A 21668-nucleotide genomic window follows, 5' to 3' on the forward strand; every position below is an offset into this window, starting at 1 on the left:
GCCGGCCACGCCGGAGGTGCCTGCGGCAACCCTGCCCGGCCATGGCGAAGAAAGCTATTCGCGGCTCGTCTGGCGGCGTTTCCGGCGCTCGGTCAGCGGCATGACCGGACTGGTTCTGATCGTGATCCTCCTCGTCGTGACGATCTTCGGTGACTTCTTCGCGCCGATGAACCCGAAGGAGCCGGGCCTCGCCTTCGCACCGCCCGACCACATCAGCTTCTTCGGCCCGGAGGGCGGGTTCGCCCTCATTCCCTATGCCTACCCGATCGGAGAGACGGGCGAGTTCGATCCGGTGACCTTCCAGCCGATCACCGGGCCGGAAATGGACAATCCCGTTCCCCTCGGCTTTTTCGTCGAAGGCAGCCCCTACCGGCTCTTCGGCCTCATTCCGATGGAACGGCGTTTCTTCGGCGCCCGTGATGGGCACCCGGTGCACTTCCTCGGCACCGACAAGTTCGGCCGGGACATTCTCTCGCGCGGCATCGTCGGCGCCCGCATCTCGCTCGCCATCGCGCTCACCGTCGTAACCATCACCACGATCGTCGGAACGCTCGTCGGGATCACCTCCGGTTATCTCGGCGGGAGGACCGATACGTGGATGCAGCGCTTCGTGGAGCTCGTGCTGGCCTTTCCGCAATTGCCGCTCTATCTGGCCCTCGCCTCGCTGATCCCGGCAACGGCGTCATCGAACGTTTTCCTGGCTTTCGTGGTGATCGTGCTGGCCGCGCTCCTGTGGGCACAGCTCTCGCGGGAGGTGCGCAGCAAGACGCTCGCGCTTGCCCGCATCGACTACGTGCGCGCCGCCATGGCGGTCGGTGCCAGCGACAGGCGCATCATCCTGCGCCACATCCTGCCCAACGTGCTGTCCCACGTGATCGTCGCCGTGACACTGGCCATTCCGACCGTCGTGCTTCTGGAGAGCTTTCTCGGCTTCCTTGGTCTTGCGGTGAAACCGCCGTTGATTTCCTGGGGGCTGATGCTGCAGGACACGTCGAACTTCTCCGTGATCGGCTCCTATCCCTGGATCCTGTCACCCGTGGTGTTCGTGCTGATCACCGTCTTCGCCTTCAACGCGTTGGGCGACGGCCTGCGCGATGCCATCGATCCGTATTGAGAGGGCACGGTATGCCTGAACGCAACAATCCCTTCGCCCCGACCGAGCGGCACGATCTCGGCAATCACGGCCGTGAGCTGATCCTCGACGCGCGCAACGTGGCGGTCGATTTCAAGGTGGAAGGCGGCATCGTCAACGCCGTGCGGGACGTTTCCTTTCAGCTCCACAAGGGCGAGACCATCGCGCTGGTGGGTGAAAGCGGATCCGGCAAGTCCGTCACGGCGCGCACGGTGATGCGGCTGCTGTCGCGCCGTGCCACCATCAAGCCCGGCACGAGCATAAAGCTGCAGGACAAGAACATCGTCTCGATGAGCGACCGCGAGATGCGCAAGCTGCGCGGCTCGAAAGTGTCGATGATCTTCCAGGAACCCATGTCCTCGCTCAATCCGGTCTATACGATCGGGCAGCAGATCTGCGAGATCCTGCACCTGCACAACCGCATGTCCCGCAAGGACGCGATGGAACGGGCACGCCAGCTCCTGGAAGAGGTCCAGATCCCGGAACCTGGGGCCCGGCTGAAGCAGTATCCCCATCAGCTCTCCGGCGGCCAGCGGCAGCGCGTGATGATCGCCATGGCCCTTGCCAACCGGCCCGACATCCTGATCGCGGATGAGCCGACGACGGCGCTCGACGTGACCGTTCAGGCGCAGATCCTGCATCTCATAAAGGACCTGAAGGACAGGTACGGCATGGCGGTGATCCTGATCACCCACGACCTGACCATCGTCCGGCAGTTCTCCGAATACGTCTATGTGATGCAGAACGGCGCGGTGCAGGAGCACAACGAGACGGAGGCGCTGTTCGAGAACCCGCGGCATGCCTATACGCAGCGGCTGATGGCCTCCGAGCCCAAAGGCCGGGCGAAGCCGATTTCCGATGACAGCCCCATCATGGTTGAAGGACGGCAGGTCAAGGTCTCCTTCACGCTGAAGCGCGGCGGGTTCTTCAAGCCCGACTATTTCAAGCTCACCGCCGTCAACAATCTCGATCTCCAGCTCAAGCGTCACGAGACGCTGGGTCTGGTGGGCGAGAGCGGTTCGGGCAAGACAACATTCGGGCAGGCGCTCATCCGGCTGACCGAGACCCAGGACGGCGAGGTCTTCTTCAATGGCGAGCCTATCCACGGGCTTGACCGCCAGGGCATGAGGCCGCTGCGCTCGCGCATGCAGGTGGTGTTCCAGGACCCGTTCGCATCGCTCAATCCACGCATGTCGATCAGGCAGATCATCGAGGAAGGGCTGATCGTCAACGGCATCGGCGCCAACGGCCGCGAGCGGGTGGACCGCGTGCGCCAGGCGCTGCTCGACGCCGGCATGCCCGACAATATCTTCAACCGCTTCCCGCACGAATTCTCCGGCGGACAGCGCCAGCGTATCGCCATTGCACGGGCGGTCGCACTGGAGCCGGAATTCATCCTGCTCGACGAGCCGACCTCCGCGCTCGACTTGTCGGTCCAGGCGCAGATCATCGATCTGCTCCGGAAACTGCAGGATGAGAAGGGCCTTTCCTACCTGTTCATCTCGCACGACCTGAAGGTTGTGCGGGCGCTCTGCCACCGCGTGATGGTGATGCAGTTCGGCAATATCGTGGAGCAAGGCCCTGTGGAGGAGGTGCTGTCCAACCCCAAGACCGACTATACGGCCCGGCTCGTCCGTGCCGCGTTCGACATTGCCGCGTAAATTTTCGGAGTTATCAGAATGGCAGAACCAAAGATCGCTTTTATCGGCGCCGGCTCCACGGTGTTCATGAAGAACATCATCGGGGACCTGCTCCAGCGCCCGGCGCTTTCCGGCGCTACCGTGGCGCTCATGGATATCAGTGCGGAACGCCTGGCGGAAAGCGAGACCGTCGCCAACAAGCTCGTGGCGACGCTTGCGGTCCCGGCCAGGGTCGAAACCCATACCGACCGGCGCGCAGCGCTTGACGGCGCCGACTTCGTCATCGCCGCCTTCCAGGTCGGCGGTTACGAGCCCTCGACGGTGATCGATTTCGAGGTGCCGAAGAAATTCGGCCTGCGGCAGACGATCGCCGACACACTGGGCGTCGGCGGCATCATGCGGGGCATCAGAACCGTGCCGCATCTGTGGGACGTGTGCCGGGACATGACCGAGCTGTGCCCCGACGCGGTCCTCCTGCAGTATGTGAACCCGATGGCCATCAACACCTGGGCGATCGCGGAGAAGTTTCCCGAGATCCGGCAGGTGGGCCTGTGCCATTCGGTCCAGGGAACCGCAAACGAGCTTGCCCGGGAACTCGGCATCCCGATCGAGAACATCCGCTACCGCGCCGCCGGCATCAATCACGTGGCCTTTTATCTCACCTTCGAGGAGAGGCAGGAGGACGGCACGTACCGCAACCTCTATCCCGACCTTCTCAAAGGTTATCTCGACGGCCACTTTCCCAGGCATCGCGCCATGCCGCGTTGCCCGAACAAGGTGCGTTTCGAAATGCTGCACCGTCTCGGCTATTTCGTCACCGAGAGCTCGGAGCATTTCGCGGAATATACGCCCTGGTTCATCAAGCGCGACCGGCCGGACCTGATCGAGAAATTCGGCATCCCGCTCGATGAGTATCCCAAGCGCTGCGTGGAGCAGATCGAGCAGTGGAAGGCACAGGCGGAGAAGTACCGCAACGCCGAACGCATCGAGGTCAAGGAAAGCCACGAATACGCCTCCTCCATCATCAACTCGATATGGACGGGCGAGCCTTCCGTGATCTACGGCAACGTGGCCAACAAGGGCTACATCACGTCGCTGCCCGAAGGCTGTGCGGTGGAGGTGCCGTGCCTAGTCGACGGAAACGGCATCCAGCCCACCGTGATCGGCAAGCTGCCGCCACAGCTGACGGCCCTGATGCGCACCAACATCAACGTCCAGGAACTGACGGTCGCCGCGCTCATGAGCGAAAACCGCGAGCACATCTATCACGCGGCAATGATGGATCCGCATGCAGGCGCCGAACTCGATCTCGAGCAGATCTGGCAACTGACGGACGAGCTCATCTCCGCCCATGGCGATATCCTGCCTGAATGGGCACGCGGCGAACCCCGGAAACGGGTTGCGTGAGAGTCTGACGGGTTGCTGACGATCAATTTTCTGCATTCAGGTGAGTTTACCTGAATGCAGGTTGATCTTGCCTAGCGCGAGCCGGGGACGATGGGCTGGTACGCGGCGCTGCCGCACCCGCCGGTCATCCTGGACAAGCGCAGCGCAAGCTGCGCGCAGATCCGGGATCCAGCGCATCAGCGCGAGCGGTAGCGAGCACTTCATTCAGACGGTCTGACGAAGCGGCTTCAGAACACGCCCGGCTCCGCAAGATCCCGCCACCAGCGTAGGTGAAAGAGATTAAAAAGCCGCGTCTGCGACGCGAAATATGTCTGGATGTCGGATCTGCGTTCGGCTGCGCCTCACTTGCCCCGGATGACGGGCGGGAGCGGCATGACAGAGCGTACATACCCTGGCATCCCCCCGACCTGGGGTCTGCAAAACAGAGCCGATGACGAACCGGACGGTCCGTCATGGCTACCAACCTTCCTCCCCGACTTGCGTCCGGTTCTCAGGGCCGGACGCTTTTTTTGCCGGAAGCTCAGTCCATTTTGCGCACGTGTCGCAGGAACTCGCCGTGGCTCAGCGCCTTCTGCGACGCCTGCCGGTATTCCCTTGCAAGCGCGTCGTAGGTCTTGCGCGCAAACGACCTGAGGGCGGGCGACTGGGCCATTTCCTTGCGCGCCACGGCGCGGTCGAGCAGGCCCAGCCCGTCGAGAACCGGGTAATAGAGCTGCGTCTCGATATGCGGCAGGCCGTCGAGGCGGTCCGGGAAATGCTCCCGGCGCGGCATTTCCCGGCGCCACTGCGCCAGCCGCTCTCCGGTTTCCGCATGCAGCCGGTTGGCGCGGACGTCGCGCCAGAATGGCGTATCTTCCCGCTCGGTCATGTAGTGCATGTTGACGAAGGTGCGGAAATCGTCGACCTGACGGCCGACGCGGCGGTTATAGTCGTCGCGCTCGGTCCCGGTCATCGCGGCCGGCGCCTTCAGAAAGCGGCCGGCGAACAGCAGCAGTTGCACGATGGTGCCATGGATGGAGGTGGATTCGAGCGGCTCCAGGAAGCTGGAACTCAGGCCCACCGCAAGGCAGTTGCCGATCCACGGCGTCTCCAGCCGCCCGATCGAGAAACGGATGTCGCCGCGCGGCTCGATGCCGCGCCCCAACGCCCGTTCGACCTCCGCATGAGCCTCATCGGGAGACAGGAACGCGTCCGAGTAGACATAACCGCAGCCGAGGCGGGTCTGGGTCGGGATTTGCCACATCCACCCGGCACTTTGCGCCCAGGCGCGGGTATAATTCGGAATATCGGCTCCCGCCTCATGATCGAGCCAGAAGGGCAGCGCGCGGTTGACCGGCAGCTCCTCGGCATAGGACTTCCACGCCGCCCCGAGTTCGCGGACGATCAACTGCTTGCGGAACCCGGTGGCATCGATGAAGAAATCGCCTTCGAGCCGCCTGCCGTCGTCGAGCACCAGCGCATTGATCAGGCCGCTCTCGCCGTCCCGTTCGGCGCCGGAAATCAGAGCATCGACGGTTTCCACGTCCCTTGCCTTGCGGGCAAAGAACCTCCCGACCAGTGCCTGATCGAAATGGAAGGCATAGTGAAAGGGTCCGAGCGGGACCAGCGAGCTGTCGGATTTGAGCGCATAGGGCGCCTTTCGCTTTTCGAGCAGCGGCTGGAAGAGGTGCATGTCCTGTACCGGCTTGCCCGCCGCGACCGCATAGACGTTGAGATAGTCGCTCGGGCTCCCGGGCGGGGCGGCGACGACCGGATGCGGATCGTCGATCGGTCCGTAATAGATATGGCCCTTGCGCCGCCAGTCCTCATGGCGGATACCGAGCTTCAGGCTGGCCTCGGTCTCTCGCAGAAACTCGAACTCGTCGATGCCGAAATATTTCAGGAGCACCCGGAAGGCTGCCGTGGTCGCCTCGCCGACACCGACGGTCGGCACCCTGGAGGATTCCACCACCGTTACAGTCGCATCGAGGCCCTTCCGCCTTGCGCTGTCCTGAATGACGAATGCGGCGAGCCATCCCGCCGTGCCGCCGCCCGCAATGACGAAACGGACCTGTTCCTGCATGGTCCCTCCCCGGTTGCCGCTGCCGTCCCGTCTCACCGGTTGAGCGGTGGACCCTCAAAGCTGTGGCGCTCATATTGCGGCAGATCGTCGTTGATCGTGTACCATGGCGCCTTCGAGCCGACAAAGATGTGTTCTTGGGGCCGCATCGCCGGCTGATCGATGAGCGTTCCCAGGGTGACATGCACGAAGGCACCGTCGCGCACGAGCGAATAGAGGAGCGAACCGCAGGTCCTGCAGCGCGCATCGTGGTTGTTCGCCTCGCCGAAGATCATGAGGTTGTCGCCACCCCTGATGACTTCCATTTTCTCTCGCTCGATACCCGCAAACGGTTTGAAGGCGGAACCGGTCATCTTCCGGCAATCGGCGCAATGGCAAATGGCCGCGTAGCCGAACGCATCGGCCACCGTGTAGTGAACGGCGCCGCACTGGCAGCGTCCGGCCAGCATGCGGACGCCTGATCGGGAATCAGCCATCGGGTCCTCCTTGTTTTCAGAAACTTACTTCCTGCTGCCGGAAAGGCGCAACGGCCGGTCGAATGCGGCCCCTATGCTCTAGATGTCGTGTTTCAACAGCGGACATGTGGACTGGTGCTGAGTGGCCTCCCTGCTCCCTCATGCTGAGGAGGGCCGAAGGTCCGTCTCGAAGCATGGGCGGCATATTCCGAGCAAGCGGCCCATCCTTATCTGTTTGAGATTTGGTAGAGATGTTTCGGGAGGGCTGTTGCGCGCCCTCCCGAGCGGATCCGGAGACCGTACCATCCTTGGCATGTGATAGTCCGTTCGAAGCAAGGCTCCCGGCTCCGCTTTCCAGCTTATCCCGAATGGTTGCTCGCGCAAGAGTGCGTAGATAAGGCAGGGACAGATGGACGAGACGATCTCCTTTTCAGGAATAGATGTTTCCAAGGCCACATTGGATGTGCATGTACGGCCGGGCGGTAGCAGGGCACAGTTCGCCAACGACCGGGCAGGTTGGGCGGCGCTCGGTGCCTGGCTTTCGCCGTTTCAAGTCGAACGGGTCGTAGTGGAAGCCACTGGCGGCTATGAGCGCGGAGCCGTCCAGGCTCTGTTGCGCCAGGGGCACTGCGTTTGTGTGGTCAACCCGCGGCGGGTTCGGGATTTTGCCCGGGCCTGCGGGTATCTGGCCAAGACCGACCGGCTGGATGCAGCCGTGCTTGCCCATTTTGCACAAGTGTTCGATCCGCCGAGCGCATCCCTGCCGAGCGAGGCCCAGGCCAAATTGGCGCAATATGCCGCTCTCAGGGACACTTTGGTCGCCCAGATGACGCGTCTGTCAAATCAGTTCGCTCACATGGACGACCCGGATGTGGAGCAGCTGGTCCGGGAACTTCAGGAGACGACCAAGGCCAAGCTTGCGGATCTGGACCTCCTGATCCAGAGCTGCATCCAGGACAACGCCGATTTGCGTCAACGCTATGACCAACTAACGAGCGTGCCCGGCATCGGGCCAGTCGCCGCCGTCTTCCTTATCGCCTGCTTGCCCGAACTGGGCCAGATCTCCCGCCACGCCATTGCCGCCCTCGTCGGGGTGGCTCCTTTCGCCAGGGACAGCGGGAACTTGCGCGGCCAGCGAAGGATCGTCGGCGGCAGGGCGCCCGTAAGACGGGCCCTCTTCATGGCCAGCATGTCGGCCGTACGGTTCAACCCGGTGCTCAAACGTTTCTACATGCGCCTCATCGACAACGGATGCAGCAAGAAAAAGGCCCTCATTGCCTGCATCCGCAAACTCGTGACAATCCTCAACGCCATGGTCCGCGACAACAAACCATGGCAGCCTGCACTGCAAGAATAAACATAGTTGCTTCGAGACGCGAGCAAGCTCGCTCCTCAGGATGAGGGTGGTTTTGCTGCTCTAACGCTTTAAAAGAAAACAACTTTTCTGCATTCAGGTATGTCCACTTGAAGGCAGGTTGACCTAGCAGATTCCTACCGATCAGCCAGCCCCCGCGGCCCGCCGCAGTTCCTCGATCGTCCGCACCTGTTTGCGCGCGGCGCCCTGCCAGTCGCGCGTCGCCACTTTCGAGCTGGCGAGCCGCTCCCTGGCGGCCGGGACGGCGTCGGCATATTGGGGCAGCCATTCTTGCTGCGCCACCACCATCTCGTCCGCCATAGCCCAGACTTCCTCCGGCGTGCACACGGCGCCGACCAGAGGATCGTGCAGCATGGCGAGTTTCAACAGCTCGATATCGCCGGTCACCGCCGCTTCCACCGCCATCCGCTGGACGGAAATGGACGCCGTGCAGGTGGCCGCGCAGGCGAGCGGCAGCGTGATGCCCTCCACCATGTTTATCCCGAACCGGTCGACGAAACCGGGGCTCTCGATAATGGCGTCCTCGGGCAGATTGGTGATGATGCCGCCGTTTTTCACATTGAAATGGCCGCGATAGACCCGCCCCGTCTCCCTGGCCTCGATGATCCAGGATGCATGCTCGGTGGTACGTTTGTGCTCCGACAGCGGATTGCCGGCGTCCTCGAGGAACTTTGGAAAATCAGTTTCGAACCAGTTGCGCATTTCCGTGCAGTGGCGCAGATACCCGCCGGTTTCGCCGTGGATCCACTCGCTCATGTCGATCCACCTTTCGATCTCCCCCGGCCGCTTGCGGTACCAGGGCAAATATTCGGACAGGTGTCCGTTGCTCTCGGTCGAGTAGACACCGAACCGCTTCAGAACGTCGATCCGGAGTTTTTCCTGTTTTGAATAGACGGGATGGCGCTCGAAGGCGGCGATCAGTTCCTCCTTCTCGATCTTGCGCCCCTTCGCGCGAATGTCGAGATACCAGGTCTGGTGATTGATGCCGCTGCAGACATAGTCCAGCTCGTCCTTCTCCACTCCAAGCACCCGGGCGATCTGCGCGGCGCCGTGCTGCACGCCGTGGCACAGGCCGACCGTCTCCACGCCGCCATATGTCAGCGCCGCCCAGGTGTTCATGGCCATCGGATTGGCATAATTCAGGAACAGCGCCCCGGGCTCGGCGACCTCCCGGATGTCCTTGCAGAAGTCCAGGATCACGGGAATATTGCGCTGGCCGTACATGATGCCGCCGGCACACAGCGTATCGCCGACGCACTGGTCGACGCCGTATTTCAGCGGAATTTCGACGTCCGTCGCGAATGCTTCCAGCCCGCCGACGCGCACGCAGCTCATGATATAGCGCGCGCTTTCCAGCGCTTCGCGACGGTCGGTCGTCGCCGTCACGCGCGCCGGCAGATCGTTCACCGCGACGATCTTCTCGATGATCTGGCGGATCATATCCAGGTTGTGGTCGTTGATGTCGGTCAGCGCGATCTCGATATCGGCGAACTCGGGAACCTTGAACAGGTCCGATACCAGTCTCTTGGTGAATTCGACCGAACCGGCACCGATGACGGCAACCTTGAACGACATGATGACTTCCTCCTCGAAGGTTTGAGCGGTTCTCCAAGGAGTAGCCTGTCACCGACTATTCGTGTAGAGAAAGCTTGTGCGAAAGAGGGTAACATTGTGCTGTCACGTCTGATCGAACACCGTCACGGCATGCGCCGGATCGAGCCGCCAAAGGGTGGGCTCGGCCTGTTTTGCATGGCAAGCGGCGCGGGTTACGAATTGCGTGTCAACGAGGTTTATTCATGGGACGGGCTGCAGCGCGGCGATATTCCCTTTGTGCTCATCCAGCATACGATCGCAGGCGAAGGCAGGCTCGATTACGAGGGCACGCGCCACGTCCTGTTGCCGGGCAGGACCATGCTGCTGACGTTTCCGCACGCCAACCGCTACTATCTGGAACGGGGCAGGAGCTGGGAGTATTTCTGGATCATTCTGTCCGGTCGCGAAGCCCTCAGGCTGGCCGGCGCCATTCTGGCTGTTGAAGGCCCCGTGGTGACACCGGCGGTCGCGGCGGTGGACCGGCTGGCCGGGGCTTGCCTCGCCCTGCTGTCAGGCACCGCCGACACGCCGGGCGCGGTTTCGGCATCCGCCTATTCGGCCATGGCCACGCTCTATGACGAGGCCATCGGTGCGGTGACGGGGTATGCCGACTTGCCGGCGGCTGTCCTGCGCGCGCAGCGCTTCGTGGCGGAAAACTTGGGTCGGAAGATCGACGTGGCCATGCTGGCGCAGGCGGCAGGCCTCAGCCGCGCGCATTTCGTGCGCATGTTTACCGGCGCGGTGGGGGTGCCGCCGTCGGACTATGTCTTCGAAAAGCGCATGGAAAGGGCAACGCGCATGCTGCTGGCCACCGATGCCACTGTCGGCGCCGTCGCCAGGGCCTGCGGATTTGCCGATGCCAATTATTTTTCAAAGGCTTTCCGGCGGGCTCAAGGCTGCTCGCCCGGAGACTTCCGCGGCGCGGGCCGTACCGGGCTGCTCAAGGCCCTGCCGGAGGGCTGAGACACCTGCTGGGCGAAACCATCTCCGAAACCGCCACAAACCATCCGAAGCCTTTGTGACTGCTCGTCTTTCCGCCGAACTGCCGCCTTCTCGGGCAGGAAATGTGATCCGGGAGAATGGAACCCTCGGTTGCGCGCGTGGTTTGCCTCACGGGCACCTGCACAATCGGAGCGGATTTTGAGAACCTCATCGTGGATAGTTGTAGGCTTGCTTGCGGCGGTCACGGCGTGGATGGCGAGCGGCCTGTTTTTCGGTGAAGAACCGGAGGACGAGCCGGCGCAATCGGCGCGCTCGCGCCCGACGCTCGTCGGGGTCAGGACATCAAGCGCCGAAACCATTCCCCAGTATGTCTATTCCCAGGGCGTCGCCCTACCGTTTCGAACCAACGACGTGGTGGCCGACATCAGCAGCCGCGTTGAATCCATCGAGATCCAGCAGGGAGACGAGGTCGAAGCCGGTGAAACGATTGCGCATTTGCGGCCCGAAGCGCGCACCAGCCGGCTGGAAAGCGCCCGCAGACGGGTAGAACAGCTTGAAACCGATGTCGAAGCGATACGCCGGCTTGTCACCCAGGGATTTGCAACGGAGAGCCGGCTACGCGACCTGGAGTCGCAGCTCAGCGACGCGCGCGCCACGCTTGCCGATGTCAGCGAGCAAATCCAGGACACGGCCGTCAAGTCGCCTATCTTCGGCATCGTCAGCGATCTCTATGTGAACGAAAACCAGTCGCTGCCGGCCGGAACGGCACTCGCCCGCATCGTCAACAATGCGCCCTTGCGGATCATGCTGAACGTTTCCCAGCGCGAAGTGGGCGCGATCGAGCGCGGGGACCCGGCGGTGATCAGGTTTGCGGTTGATGATCTCGCATCCGGCCGGGTCTGTTTCGTCGCGCCCGCCGCCGATCCCGAAACGCGGACATTCCGCGTTGAGATCCGGGTTCCGAATGCCGACCGGAGCATCCCCGCCAATATCAGCGCCGAGGCGAGGCTCCGGACCGGCGACGAAAAGGCGCATTTCGTTTCCCCCGCGGTGCTCACGCTGGACGATGCCGGCCGGCTGGGCCTGAAATCCGTGACGCAGGACCGGACCGTCGAGTTTATCCCGGTCAGGATCATCCGCGGCGGCAGGGACGGCTTTTGGGTCACCGGGCCGCCAGACGAGTTTCAGCTGATCTCACGGGGCCAGGGGTTCGTGCGCGCGGGCGAACCCGTGCGTGTCGAGCGTAAGGACGAGGAAAGCGGTGCCGGGAAAGACGGCACCTTCAGCGCCCCGCTGCCGACGGCGGGCGTGCAGGACGAAAAATTCGATAAAGCGGAAGAGATAGCCGAGCCCCCGTCCGTATCGGACCTGTGCCGCGGTGTCGCGGCCAATGCGCCGCCGCCCGGTTCAGGGCAGATGACAACGCAGGGCGCAATTGGAGCGACCGGCTCGGTCTCCGGCAGTTCGGCGGCAGGATCCCTTTCCAGCACCGGCGGAACGGCAGCGTCCGGTCTCGCTGAACCGGCGGAGGGAAGCGAGCCGCAGGGTGAAGCGGGCGGTGCGCCATGAATTCGCTGATCGATATTGCCTTCAACCGCAACCGGGTGACGACGCTTATTCTGCTGATGATCCTCGCGTTCGGCAGTTACGCCTATTGGCAGATCCCCCGCGAATCCGCCCCCGATGTACCTATCCCGATAATCTATGTTTCGGTTGCCTATCCGGGTGTTTCGCCGGAAGACGCCGAACGCCTTATCCTGCGGCCGCTCGAGACTGAACTGCAATCGGTCGAAGGAGTGGACGAACTGAAAGCCGTGGCCGCCCAGGGATATGCCTCCGTCACCGTGGAATTCACCGCAGGTTTCGATGCCGACCAGGCCGAACGCGACGTTCGCCAGGCTGTCGACACGGCGAGCGCGGAATTGCCCGAAGGCGCGGAAGAGCCCGTTGTCCAGGAAGTGAATGTGGCGCTGTTCCCGGTCATCACGGTGATGCTGTCCGGCCCGCTCACCGAGCGTGCCCTGATCGACGTCGCCGAGGGGTTGCAGACCCGGCTCGAACGGCTGGCGGATGTCCTCGAGGTCGACATCGGCGGCGCCCGCACCGAGATGCTGGAAATCCTCGTGGATCCGACCGCCCTGGAGACCTACGCCGTCCCCCTCGACCAGTTGCTTGCCACCATCAGCCGCAACAACCAGCTTGTCACCGCCGGAGCGATCGACAGCGGCGCGGGAAAGATCACGCTTGAGGTTCCCGGCGTCATAGAAGACATCAACGATGTCAGTGCCATTCCGGTGAAGGCGTCCGGGAGCACGGTCGTCACGCTTGGCGATGTTGCCGTCGTCCGCCGCAGTTTCGAGGATCCGACGGGTTTTGCCCGGCTGGACGGAGAGCCGGCCGTCGCGCTCGAAGTGAAAAAGCGGATCGGTGCCAACATCATTGAAACCACCAACGAGATCAGAAACGTTCTCGAAGGCGAGCAGGACCGGATGCCGGAAAGCGTCAGGGTCACCTATCTGCAGGACCAGTCCCAGGAAGTGCGCTCCACCCTCGGCGATCTGCAGAACAACGTCGTGATGGCCGTGCTGCTGGTGATGATGGTCACGGTGGTGACACTGGGTTGGCGTAATTCTCTGCTTGTCGGCCTTTCCATTCCCGGCTCGTTTCTGGCCGGCATCATCGTCCTGTCCTGGCTGGGCTATACGCTGAACATCGTCGTGCTTTTCAGCCTGATCCTGGTTCTGGGCATGCTGGTCGATGCGGCGGTGGTAACCACGGAACTGGCGGACCGCCGCCTGGCCGGGGGCTATTCGCCCCGCGAGGCCTATAGGTCTGCCGCCAAGCGCATGTCCTGGCCGATGATCTCGGCGACACTGACCACGCTGTGCGTGTTCTTTCCGCTGCTCTTCTGGACAGGAGTGGTGGGTGAGTTCATGAAATTCCTGCCGATCACGGTCATCGGCATTCTCATCGCGTCACTGGCCATGGGCCTGATCTTCATTCCGGTTCTCGGCAGCCTGATCGGCCGGCGCAAACCGAGGCAGGAAACGGAGGAGAAGGCGCTGTCGGCGGCAGAGAGCGGCGACCTTGAGGACCTGGACCGCGTCACATCCGTCTACGTGTCCGCACTTCGCTCCCTGCTTGCGCATCCCGTCCTCACGCTTCTGGCGGTCCTGGCGTTCCTGATCCTGACGATCGTCGCCTATGGCACGTTCGGCCGCGGCGTCGAGTTCTTTCCCGAAATCGAACCGCGCTTCGTCCAGGTCACCATCAAATCCCGGGACAACCTTTCGATATACGAGATGGATGAACGGGTGGCGCAGGTGGAAGAGGCCATCCTCGGGACCGAGGGGATCGAGCACATCTATTCGCGCACGATCGACGCCACGTCCGGTGGCGGCGCCGGCCAGACATCGGCCGATACGATCGGCACGTTGCAGCTCGACCTGCTGGAATGGGATCAGCGGCGCAAGGCCAGTGAAATCATGGCTGAGGTGCGCGAACGGACCGCCGGTATCACCGGCGTCAGGATTTCAACGACCGAGCAGGAGATGGGGCCGGGACAGGGCAAGCCGATCGAGTTGCGGCTCACCGGTTCCGGTCTTCCGGAGCTTGAGGAGGCTGCCGCGCGGGTCAGGCAGATGATGGCGGATATCGGCGGGTTCACCGATGTCGAGGACGATACACCGGTGCCGGGGGTCAAGTGGCAGATCCGTGTGGACCGCGAGAAGGCGGCGCGCTTTGGCGCCGACGTCGCAACGCTTGGCCAGGCCGTCCAGCTGGTTACCCAGGGATTGAAGCTGGCCGAATACCGGCCGGGGGACGTCGAGGAGGCCGTGGACATCCGTGTACGGTTCCCGGCGGACGAACGCACGCTGGATCAGTTGTCCCGTCTGTCGATCCCCACCGACCGCGGCCAGATCCCGATCACCAATTTCGTCGAGATCGAGCCGAGCGAACGCACCGGTATCATCAACCGGCACAATGCGCAGCGCACCGTTACCATCCGCTCAGGTGTGGTGCCGGACGCCCTGCCGGCGAACAAGACCGAGGACCTGCGCCAGGCGCTGCACTCGGCCGAACTTCCGGCAGGCGTTTCGTGGCGGTTCGTCGGACAGCAGGAGGAAATCGACGAGGCCGGCCGTTTTCTCCTGGGGGCCTTCCTGACGGCAATCGCGCTGATGTCCGTCGTGCTTGTCGCCCAGTTGAACAGTATCTACCAGGCGCTGGTGGTCATGAGTGCCATCGTTTTCTCGATCACCGGCGTGCTGCTGGGTCTCCTGGTGACGAACAGGCCCTACGGAATCGTCATGGGTAGTCTCGGCGTCATTTCGCTGGCCGGCATCGTGGTCAACAACAACATCGTCCTGATCGACAGTTTCAACGAAATGCGGGCAAAAGGCTTCGACACGTTCGAAGCTGCGCTGCGTTCCGGCGCACAAAGGTTGAGACCGGTCTTTCTCACGGCGATCAACGACATACTCGGCCTGATGCCGCTTGTGCTCGGCCTGAACGTCGACCTGATCAACCGGCAGATCCAGCGCGGTGCTCCTTCGACCCAGTACTGGATCGAGCTTTCCACAACGGTGGCCGGCGGCCTCGCGTTCGCAACCTTCCTCACGCTGATGCTCACGCCCTGCATGCTCCTCATCGGCCACAGGACCAGCGACTGGGTCGGCAAGCGATTCAGGAACCGGAAAAAGGCCGCGGCTGCGGAAGCGACATAGCGTCCAATTCTTAACACCAGCAGCTTGCCCTCAAATGACAGGAGGCGGCGCCTGCAAGTCCCTGGTCGCCCGCTGCAAACGCTCTCACGGTGATCAGACAAGACCACCGAACACCAGCGCCGCCGCACCGGCCAGGATTGCAATGACGATTGCGACAAGCAGCAGCTTACCGACTGGCCACGCCGCCTTGCGGGGCGGCGGCGTGTCGAACTCGCGCATCGCGCTTGCCTTACTGCCCTGATAGTCGCTCGGGTTGGGATTCCACTGCGCCTGCCGGTCCGTTGCCGCGGCCTCGGCTGTCGTCGGCGTACCTCCGGATTCCGCATCGGTTTCCATGGGGGCCGCGGCGGGATCAAAGCCTGGCTTCTTGTCGCCGGCAAGGCCACGTTGAATATCGCCGCGCACGTTGGACGGCGTGGTGCCGTCGCTTTCTGGCTTCCGGTCTGGCATTGGCTTCCTTTTCCGATCGGGAATGACAACAGCTGGCCGGCGCCGGCAAACTATCCGTCTCCTCGCCGCTGATGTCTTGCAAACGAACGGCGGGCGGCGGAGTTCCGCGAATTCGCGGGTCCCGGCGCCGGAGCACGTCCTGCTGAAGCTCGATCACTCGGTTACGGAACATCCGTCCGGAACGCCTGTTTGGAGGGCTGGCAACCCAAGGAGACCAAGATGAGCGTCGAAGGAAAGATGGATTATCCCGTGCCACCCTTTCGCGAGCAGCGGCAGGAAGCGCCCGGACATACCGCAAAGATGGACCCGAAGCCGGACCATGGCGAAGAGAGCTATCGCGGCAACGGCCGGCTCCAGGACAAGGTCGCCCTCATCACCGGTGCCGATTCAGGCATTGGCCGGGCAGTGGCGATTGCATTCGCCCGCGAGGGAGCGAACGTGGCAATTGCCTATCTGAGCGAGGATGAGGATGCCGAGGAAACCGCGGGCTGGGTCGAGAAGGCCGGCCGCAAGGCCCTGCTGCTTCCCGGCGACATCGGCAGCGAACATCATTGCCGATCGCTGATCGACCGCACGGTCGAGGAGTTCGGGCGGCTCGACATCCTGGTCAACAATGCGGCCCACCAGGCATTTTTCAACAAGCTGGAGGACATCTCCTCTGAAGAATGGAACACGACGTTCCGGACCAATATCGATGCCATGTTCCACCTGTCCAAGGCCGCCGTGCAGCACATGAAGCCCGGCTCGGCGATCGTCAATACATCGTCGATAAATGCCACCAGCCCGGTGCCGATCCTGCTGGCCTACGCGACGACCAAGGGCGCCATCGCCAACTTCACCGCCGGCCTTGCGGGCCTTCTCGCCGAGCGCGGTATCCGCGTCAATGCCGTTGCGCCCGGACCGATCTGGACACCGCTGATACCCTCGGGAATGCCGGCAGAAAAGGTCGAGAAGTTTGGGCAGAACACGCCGATGGGACGGCCCGGCCAGCCTGCCGAACTGGCCTCCACCTATGTGCTTCTGGCCTCGGACGAGGCGAGCTATACCACCGGTGCGCTCTATGAAATCACCGGCGGGCGCCCGATGCTGTGATACCGGCCGATCTCCACACTGAGCCGGGGCCGTTTTCCGGGCCCCGGCACACCGGTCGGCACGCCTGCGGCCCTACTTCTCGCCGTTATCGCCAGTTTCCCCGTTGGCGTTGGAGCCGTCGAAACTGGTGACCGGCGTGAGTACAAATTCGGCCAGACGCCAGTCCATCCGGGTGATATCGTCCGCCGCCTTGCTTATTGTCTCCACGGCAACCCGGTCCACCGTCGGCACAACGAAACCCTGACCGTAAAGGATGTGCCCTGCTTCGCGGAGCCGGACCTGTGCATCCTTTACCCAGTCCAACCGGCAGAGCTGATTGCGCACCCGCTCCGGCAGGTCCTCTTCCTTTTCCTGCGTCGTTGTCATCGGCCGCCGGTCCGTCAGGTCGCCGATTGCGTGCTTGGTCTGAGTGAAGCCGTCGCGGATGACATCCAGTCCGATGACCAGAGCGGCTGCCGCATCGAGCCACCAGATGCCGAACCCGACGCCGATGATGCCGATCATGGCGGCCCCTGCCGTCATCCAATCGGCCTTGCGCATCTTTGCGTCGGCATAGAGGACCTTGTCATGGAGCCTATCCGCAAGCTTCAGCTTCATGCGCCCGAGGATGACGGAGGGAACCGAGCTATAGATCAAGGCGAGCAAGGCGGGCCAACCGATCCAGACGGGTTGGCCGAAGATCACGAGAGTGCCCATCGTCGGGTGCTCCGCCTGCACCAGTTTCATCGCCGCATCGCCGACCAGAAACAGGCCGAGAAGCAGCAGTGGCAGGGAAGCGGCCAGGTACCCGATGCTGACCGAGCGGTGATACCCATACGGGAATTTCGGATCGGGTTTGCGCCAGGCTATCGGTGTCGTGATCGTCCAGGCGATCGAGGGAACCAGGCTCAGAAGATCCTCCAGCCAGGCGGCACGCATGGCCTGGGACGAGCCCATGACAAGATACAGCACGAACACCACCGATATCAGGTAAACGATCGTGATCCACTGGAGCCACTTCGCCTTGCGGTAATCCGGCTTGCGCTCGTTAGGAATGTCTACCGAGGTCGCCAGTTTCACGGATCAAGCCCTCCTGCGTCCGAGCCCGGGCTGTCGGGACAGGCTGCGCTGGGGTCATCCGCCCGTGCGGAGTCGGAGAACAGCACCAGTGCCCGGCGCTGATTTGCATGGAGAAACCGGTCCAGCCGGATCAGCCAGCCGTTTTCGCCCGGAGGAACCGCCATGATGTGCTCTTCCGTCTTTCCATTGCCGTCGGTGTCCGCCGTAAGATAGGGGGTCGTGGTCCCGATGCGGTTTTTCCAGGGTGTCTTGGACGTCAGCCCCGCGATCACGATGTCAAGTTCGAAGTTCTCCAGCCGCTCCAGCAGAACGCTTTCACTGCCGCTTTCCCATCGAACTTCCGAGCCGAGCGTCTTCGCGAACGCCGTTACGAGCGCGGGCTCCAGGCCGCAAGGTTTGTCCCGAATGATCGTCCAGGGCGGGTTTTCCGTGATGCCCACCCGCGCGGTGCCGCTACGGGCTTTCTCCGTCGTATCCTCCGGGTCCCGCGGGTAATCCGCACATCCGGCAAGCAACGAAGCTGCCCCGGCGACAAGAGCCGCTCGGCAGGCCATGACGGCGGTCGAAAGGGACATTTCAGCAGGTTCCTGATTTCGGAGCGAGAACGCTCGCTGCGCGGATTCGTTCCGGAGTGGGCGCTGCTTGCGATGGCCTCTATGGAGATCAAGTCCCATCGATCTCGGCTTGGTGGATCTCCCAAACCGGATGAGGCACACAGTCTTCCGCAGGTTCATCGAAAATCCGGGCGCTCTTTGAACTTTAGGCCGCCTGGATCGTTCTAAGCCCCAACTGCTTCAAACGGCTATTACTGAACCGGAACGCGTATGTGGGAATTCATCAAGGACAATGAAGGCGCGATAAATGCGGTCGCCTCCGTGCTGACGCTGGGGATCTGGACGCTTTACTTCCAGCTGCTGTTGAACAGCTATCGCCACCGCGTCCGCCCGAAGATCAACATCAACCGCGCCGGTGGCCGGTCGACCCGGTCCAGATGCGTGATCTCCAACATGAGTGCCGAGGCCGTCTATGTGGAGGCGATCGTTCTGACGCTCGGCGACGGCGAGAAGCGGCAAGTCTGCCATTTGAGCGATCTCGACGTTTCGGTGTCGCCCGACACCGATACCCGCTCCCAGTTGTTTCAAGGCCCGCTTTCGAGTGGTGAATTCCTCGACATCGGTTCATTTGACTCCCTGATCGAGCGCGCCCGGGAAACTTCCGGCGGGCAAGAGAACCTCGCCGACGACACCGCACGCCTCGAGGTGATGGTGGTGGGCACCTATACCGCCGGGGACGGCCTGATCGCAGCGGAACGCTGCTACGAACTGCCTGTTAAGAAGGGGGAACGCCTTTTGAGCCCCACATCGTTCTCCGCCCGCCAGGCCCGCTCCCGCAAAGAACTGAAGAGCATCGAGAGGCTCATGCTCAATACATACAGGAGCGAAGCGAATTCGAGGTAATCTCGCGCCTTGCCGCCGGTCGTGCAAAATGCCGGTTGGGCCAAATCGGAGAAATGGAAAAGGACCCGTCCGCTACGGGCCCTTCCCATGCCTACATCAGGCCGCCTTCTTCGCCTTCACGTTGGCCGCGGATTGAGCGACCTTCGTCAACTTTTCGTCGGCTTTCGACTCTTCCTTCAGCGTCTCGTCGAGCAATCGTGCAGCATCTTTCAGGCCGAGTTGCTCCGCCCATTGTTTCAGCGTGCCGTAGCGGGTGATTTCGTAGTGCTCGACGGCTTGAGCCGAAGCAATCAACCCGGCGTCCAGCGCCGCAGACCCCTTGTAGGAGTCCATGATCTCTTCGGCTTCGGAGATGATCCCTTCTATGGCTTCGCAGGTTTTGCCTTGGGCGCGCTTTCCGAAGATGTCGAACACCTTCTGCAGGCGTTCGACGTGCCCCTCCGTTTCGTCCTTGTGATGCTCGAAAGCCTGCTTCAGATCGTCGGAATTGGCGGCGCGCGCCATCTTCGGCAGGGCCTTCACGATCTTCCGTTCCGCGTAGTAGATGTCCCGCAAGGTCTCATAAAAGAGATCCGAGAGCGTTTTTTCCTTTGCCATTGTCGATGTTCCTTTGAACGAGTAGCTTGGAATGGAAACCGCCGTACTCGCGGCGCGAAAGGGAAAGCCGCAGCTTTGCCCGGACTTTTCACTGCCGCTGTCGAGAACGACGTATCACCGAACTGCGGAGGATTGGAAAATGTTCCCGGCCCGGCGAGCGGCAGCCTGAGGAGCATCTCTGTCCTGCCACGCCGTCACGGCCGACACCGTTGGGCGAACATATGGGCCGATCATTCGTTCGGCATCCAGATCGAGGAAAAGGAGATCGACCATGAAACGACTGGCTTTAACTTGCGCATTGATCCTGCCTGCATTCGCCGTCCAGGGCGCGGCAGCGGAGTCGGTAACCGCCACGCTGCAAGGCGAAGGCATCAGCGGCACGGTTGAGATGACGGAAACCGCATCCGGCGTCGTCCATGTGGTGGTGAACGCAGAAGGCCTGCCGGCCGGCAAACACGGATTTCACGTCCACGAAACCGGCTCCTGCGAAGCCGATGGCGGGTTCAAGTCCGCCGGCGGCCATCTGGCGGGCGACAAGGAGCACGGAATCAATTCCAGCGGCGGCCCGCATCCCGGCGACCTCCCCAACATACACGTGGGCGAAGACGGCATCCTGCAAGCGGAATTCTTCGCACGCGGCTTCACCATTGGAGAAGGCGTTGACGAGCGGTTGCTCGATGATGACGGCGCCGCCGTGATCATTCACGCGGGCGCGGACGACTACAGTTCCCAGCCTTCCGGTGACGCCGGCGATAGACTTGCCTGCGGCGTGCTGGCACGGAAATCATGAGCAGCAAGGCGGCCTGTCCTTAAAATTTTCCCTGAACCGAAACAAATCCGCTGGCTCGACGTTTGAATATCAAACCCCAAACGAGCCAAAGGAGCAGTCGATGGCACAGGAACGGCAGAGGCAACAGTCTCCCGAGCGGCAGCGCGCTGCAGAAAGATACGACGAGGGGCCCCGCCGCGACAGGCCGGCCGGGGATCCCTGGAGGTGGTATGACCTGTATGGCCTCCGGGGTCCCGGCCGCGACTACAGGCGCGACTTCGAAAGTGACTTCGGCACCGGCTACGGTGAGTTCTGGGGAGGACACTACGGCGATCCGCTCCCGATTTCCCACTACGGATGGCCCATGGCACCTCTCGCTCCCCGCCGTCCCTACGGGGCCGGACCCGAAGCCCGCTACAGGGACCATCCGGACCGCGGCGGCCGAGATTTCATGGACCGGGCCGCCGACGAGGTTTCTTCCTGGTTCGGCGATGAGGCAGCAGAACGCCGTCGCTGGCGGGACAGGCACCGGGGCAAGGGACCGAAAGGATATACACGCTCGGACGAACGCATCCTCGAGGAGGTCCACGAACGGCTCACCCAGGACCGTGAGGTCGACGCGAGCGACATCGGGGTAACCGTCAAGAAGGGCGAGGTCACTCTGAACGGCACGGTCTTCGACCGTTATGAGAAACGGCGTGCGGAGGACTGCGCCGATTCCGTGAGCGGCGTCCGCAATACCCAGAACAACTTGCGGATTGAGCAGCCCTCGGTTCCGCACAGCCCGTAGGGGCGCGATCCGGTCGTGCGGCCGGTATTCCGCCGCTGATCCGGCCACTGCCTCCCCACCCGCGGATAAGGATCCGTCAGTGAGAATGCAAAGAACCGGCTGTAGCGGCCGGTTCTTTTTTGCG

The 21668-nt window shown here is 62.6% G+C and carries 18 protein-coding genes; 11 read left to right on the forward strand and 7 right to left on the reverse strand.

Translation table 11 applies throughout. From position 1 onward, the window contains the following. Positions 1-16: 16 nt before the first annotated feature. From ON753_RS04235 to melA (ON753_RS04245), 3 genes are read left to right on the forward strand one after another with little or no spacing between them, the layout of a single operon-like run. Positions 17-1114, forward strand: a complete 1098-nt coding sequence (locus tag ON753_RS04235; RefSeq protein WP_323054680.1) for an ABC transporter permease — start codon at positions 17-19, stop codon at positions 1112-1114. 11 nt (positions 1115-1125) lie between these two features. After that, a complete protein-coding gene (locus tag ON753_RS04240) occupies positions 1126-2793 on the forward strand; it encodes an ABC transporter ATP-binding protein (protein ID WP_265961308.1) in 1668 nt (555 codons plus the stop codon). Positions 2794-2811: 18 nt separating this feature from the next. Next, complete coding sequence (gene melA / locus ON753_RS04245) at positions 2812-4179, forward strand: alpha-glucosidase/alpha-galactosidase (RefSeq protein ID WP_265961309.1); 1368 nt, start codon at positions 2812-2814, stop codon at positions 4177-4179. 520 nt (positions 4180-4699) lie between these two features. On the opposite strand, the gene ON753_RS04250 is transcribed toward melA (ON753_RS04245), so the two are convergent. Next, positions 4700-6241 carry a tryptophan halogenase family protein gene (locus tag ON753_RS04250; RefSeq protein ID WP_265961310.1) on the reverse strand — a complete coding sequence of 514 codons (1542 nt, stop codon included), beginning with the start codon at positions 6239-6241 and terminating at the stop codon, positions 4700-4702. 32 nt (positions 6242-6273) lie between these two features. Then, complete coding sequence (locus ON753_RS04255) at positions 6274-6714, reverse strand: GFA family protein (protein WP_265961311.1); 441 nt, start codon at positions 6712-6714, stop codon at positions 6274-6276. 388 nt (positions 6715-7102) lie between these two features. On the opposite strand from ON753_RS04255, the gene ON753_RS04260 reads away from it, so the two are divergent. Beyond that, on the forward strand, positions 7103-8050 hold the full coding sequence (locus ON753_RS04260) for an IS110 family RNA-guided transposase (RefSeq protein ID WP_265961312.1): 948 nt from the start codon (positions 7103-7105) through the stop codon (positions 8048-8050). Between the two features lie 141 nt (positions 8051-8191). Here the strand turns inward: ON753_RS04260 and melA (ON753_RS04265) are convergent, their stop codons facing one another. Beyond that, positions 8192-9643, reverse strand: a complete 1452-nt coding sequence (gene melA, locus ON753_RS04265; RefSeq protein WP_446692677.1) for an alpha-glucosidase/alpha-galactosidase — start codon at positions 9641-9643, stop codon at positions 8192-8194. A 96-nt stretch (positions 9644-9739) separates the two neighbouring features. On the opposite strand from melA (ON753_RS04265), the gene ON753_RS04270 reads away from it, so the two are divergent. The 3 genes from ON753_RS04270 to ON753_RS04280 all read left to right on the forward strand — a co-directional run bounded on the left by ON753_RS04270 (position 9740) and on the right by ON753_RS04280 (position 15330). Further along, positions 9740-10624 (forward strand): AraC family transcriptional regulator, encoded by an 885-nt coding sequence (locus ON753_RS04270; protein ID WP_265961313.1) that lies wholly within the window; start codon positions 9740-9742, stop codon positions 10622-10624. Between the two features lie 207 nt (positions 10625-10831). After that, the gene (locus tag ON753_RS04275) at positions 10832-12172 is read left to right on the forward strand and encodes an efflux RND transporter periplasmic adaptor subunit (RefSeq protein WP_265961314.1); all 1341 of its coding nucleotides are present in this window, start codon (positions 10832-10834) and stop codon (positions 12170-12172) included. Then, entirely contained in the window at positions 12169-15330 is a 3162-nt protein-coding gene (locus ON753_RS04280; RefSeq protein WP_265961315.1) for an efflux RND transporter permease subunit, read from the forward strand. Before ON753_RS04275 ends, ON753_RS04280 begins: the two co-directional genes overlap by 4 nt. Positions 15331-15423: 93 nt before the next feature. Here the strand turns inward: ON753_RS04280 and ON753_RS04285 are convergent, their stop codons facing one another. After that, positions 15424-15780 (reverse strand): hypothetical protein, encoded by a 357-nt coding sequence (locus ON753_RS04285; protein ID WP_265961316.1) that lies wholly within the window; start codon positions 15778-15780, stop codon positions 15424-15426. A gap of 219 nt (positions 15781-15999) precedes the next feature. Here ON753_RS04285 and ON753_RS04290 point away from each other — a divergent pair, with 219 nt between their 5' ends. Further along, on the forward strand, positions 16000-16872 hold the full coding sequence (locus ON753_RS04290; protein ID WP_265961317.1) for an SDR family oxidoreductase: 873 nt from the start codon (positions 16000-16002) through the stop codon (positions 16870-16872). A 72-nt stretch (positions 16873-16944) separates the two neighbouring features. On the opposite strand, the gene ON753_RS04295 is transcribed toward ON753_RS04290, so the two are convergent. Beyond that, positions 16945-17931 (reverse strand): cation efflux transmembrane domain-containing protein, encoded by a 987-nt coding sequence (locus tag ON753_RS04295; RefSeq protein WP_265961318.1) that lies wholly within the window; start codon positions 17929-17931, stop codon positions 16945-16947. Next, positions 17928-18506: a transporter substrate-binding domain-containing protein gene (locus ON753_RS04300; protein WP_265961319.1), complete on the reverse strand. Its 579-nt coding sequence runs from the start codon at positions 18504-18506 to the stop codon at positions 17928-17930. The genes ON753_RS04295 and ON753_RS04300 overlap by 4 nt, the downstream gene beginning before the upstream one ends. Positions 18507-18755: 249 nt before the next feature. Between ON753_RS04300 and ON753_RS04305 the strand changes: the two genes are divergently transcribed. Further along, positions 18756-19388, forward strand: coding sequence for a hypothetical protein (locus ON753_RS04305; protein WP_265961320.1), 633 nt, complete (start codon positions 18756-18758; stop codon positions 19386-19388). 96 nt (positions 19389-19484) lie between these two features. On the opposite strand, the gene ON753_RS04310 is transcribed toward ON753_RS04305, so the two are convergent. Beyond that, positions 19485-19985 carry a YciE/YciF ferroxidase family protein gene (locus ON753_RS04310; protein ID WP_265961321.1) on the reverse strand — a complete coding sequence of 167 codons (501 nt, stop codon included), beginning with the start codon at positions 19983-19985 and terminating at the stop codon, positions 19485-19487. A 271-nt stretch (positions 19986-20256) separates the two neighbouring features. Between ON753_RS04310 and ON753_RS04315 the strand changes: the two genes are divergently transcribed. Both ON753_RS04315 and ON753_RS04320 read left to right on the forward strand, forming a co-directional pair. Continuing rightward, positions 20257-20775, forward strand: coding sequence for a superoxide dismutase family protein (locus ON753_RS04315; protein ID WP_265961322.1), 519 nt, complete (start codon positions 20257-20259; stop codon positions 20773-20775). 100 nt (positions 20776-20875) lie between these two features. Next, positions 20876-21544 (forward strand): BON domain-containing protein, encoded by a 669-nt coding sequence (locus ON753_RS04320; protein ID WP_265961323.1) that lies wholly within the window; start codon positions 20876-20878, stop codon positions 21542-21544. Positions 21545-21668: the final 124 nt, after the last annotated feature.

The organism is Roseibium salinum (assembly GCF_026240905.1).
In the GTDB taxonomy this organism is placed as follows: domain Bacteria; phylum Pseudomonadota; class Alphaproteobacteria; order Rhizobiales; family Stappiaceae; genus Roseibium; species Roseibium salinum.

Coding starts and splice junctions, on each gene's coding strand:
- ON753_RS04240 (WP_265961308.1), top strand. CDS start 1,126: ATGCCTGAACGCAACAATCCCTTCGCCCCGACCGAGCGGCACGATCTC.
- melA (WP_265961309.1), top strand. CDS start 2,812: ATGGCAGAACCAAAGATCGCTTTTATCGGCGCCGGCTCCACGGTGTTC.
- ON753_RS04250 (WP_265961310.1), bottom strand. CDS start 6,241: ATGCAGGAACAGGTCCGTTTCGTCATTGCGGGCGGCGGCACGGCGGGA.
- ON753_RS04255 (WP_265961311.1), bottom strand. CDS start 6,714: ATGGCTGATTCCCGATCAGGCGTCCGCATGCTGGCCGGACGCTGCCAG.
- ON753_RS04260 (WP_265961312.1), top strand. CDS start 7,103: ATGGACGAGACGATCTCCTTTTCAGGAATAGATGTTTCCAAGGCCACA.
- melA (WP_446692677.1), bottom strand. CDS start 9,643: ATGTCGTTCAAGGTTGCCGTCATCGGTGCCGGTTCGGTCGAATTCACC.
- ON753_RS04280 (WP_265961315.1), top strand. CDS start 12,169: ATGAATTCGCTGATCGATATTGCCTTCAACCGCAACCGGGTGACGACG.
- ON753_RS04285 (WP_265961316.1), bottom strand. CDS start 15,780: ATGCCAGACCGGAAGCCAGAAAGCGACGGCACCACGCCGTCCAACGTG.
- ON753_RS04290 (WP_265961317.1), top strand. CDS start 16,000: ATGAGCGTCGAAGGAAAGATGGATTATCCCGTGCCACCCTTTCGCGAG.
- ON753_RS04300 (WP_265961319.1), bottom strand. CDS start 18,506: ATGTCCCTTTCGACCGCCGTCATGGCCTGCCGAGCGGCTCTTGTCGCC.
- ON753_RS04305 (WP_265961320.1), top strand. CDS start 18,756: ATGTGGGAATTCATCAAGGACAATGAAGGCGCGATAAATGCGGTCGCC.
- ON753_RS04310 (WP_265961321.1), bottom strand. CDS start 19,985: ATGGCAAAGGAAAAAACGCTCTCGGATCTCTTTTATGAGACCTTGCGG.
- ON753_RS04315 (WP_265961322.1), top strand. CDS start 20,257: ATGAAACGACTGGCTTTAACTTGCGCATTGATCCTGCCTGCATTCGCC.
- ON753_RS04320 (WP_265961323.1), top strand. CDS start 20,876: ATGGCACAGGAACGGCAGAGGCAACAGTCTCCCGAGCGGCAGCGCGCT.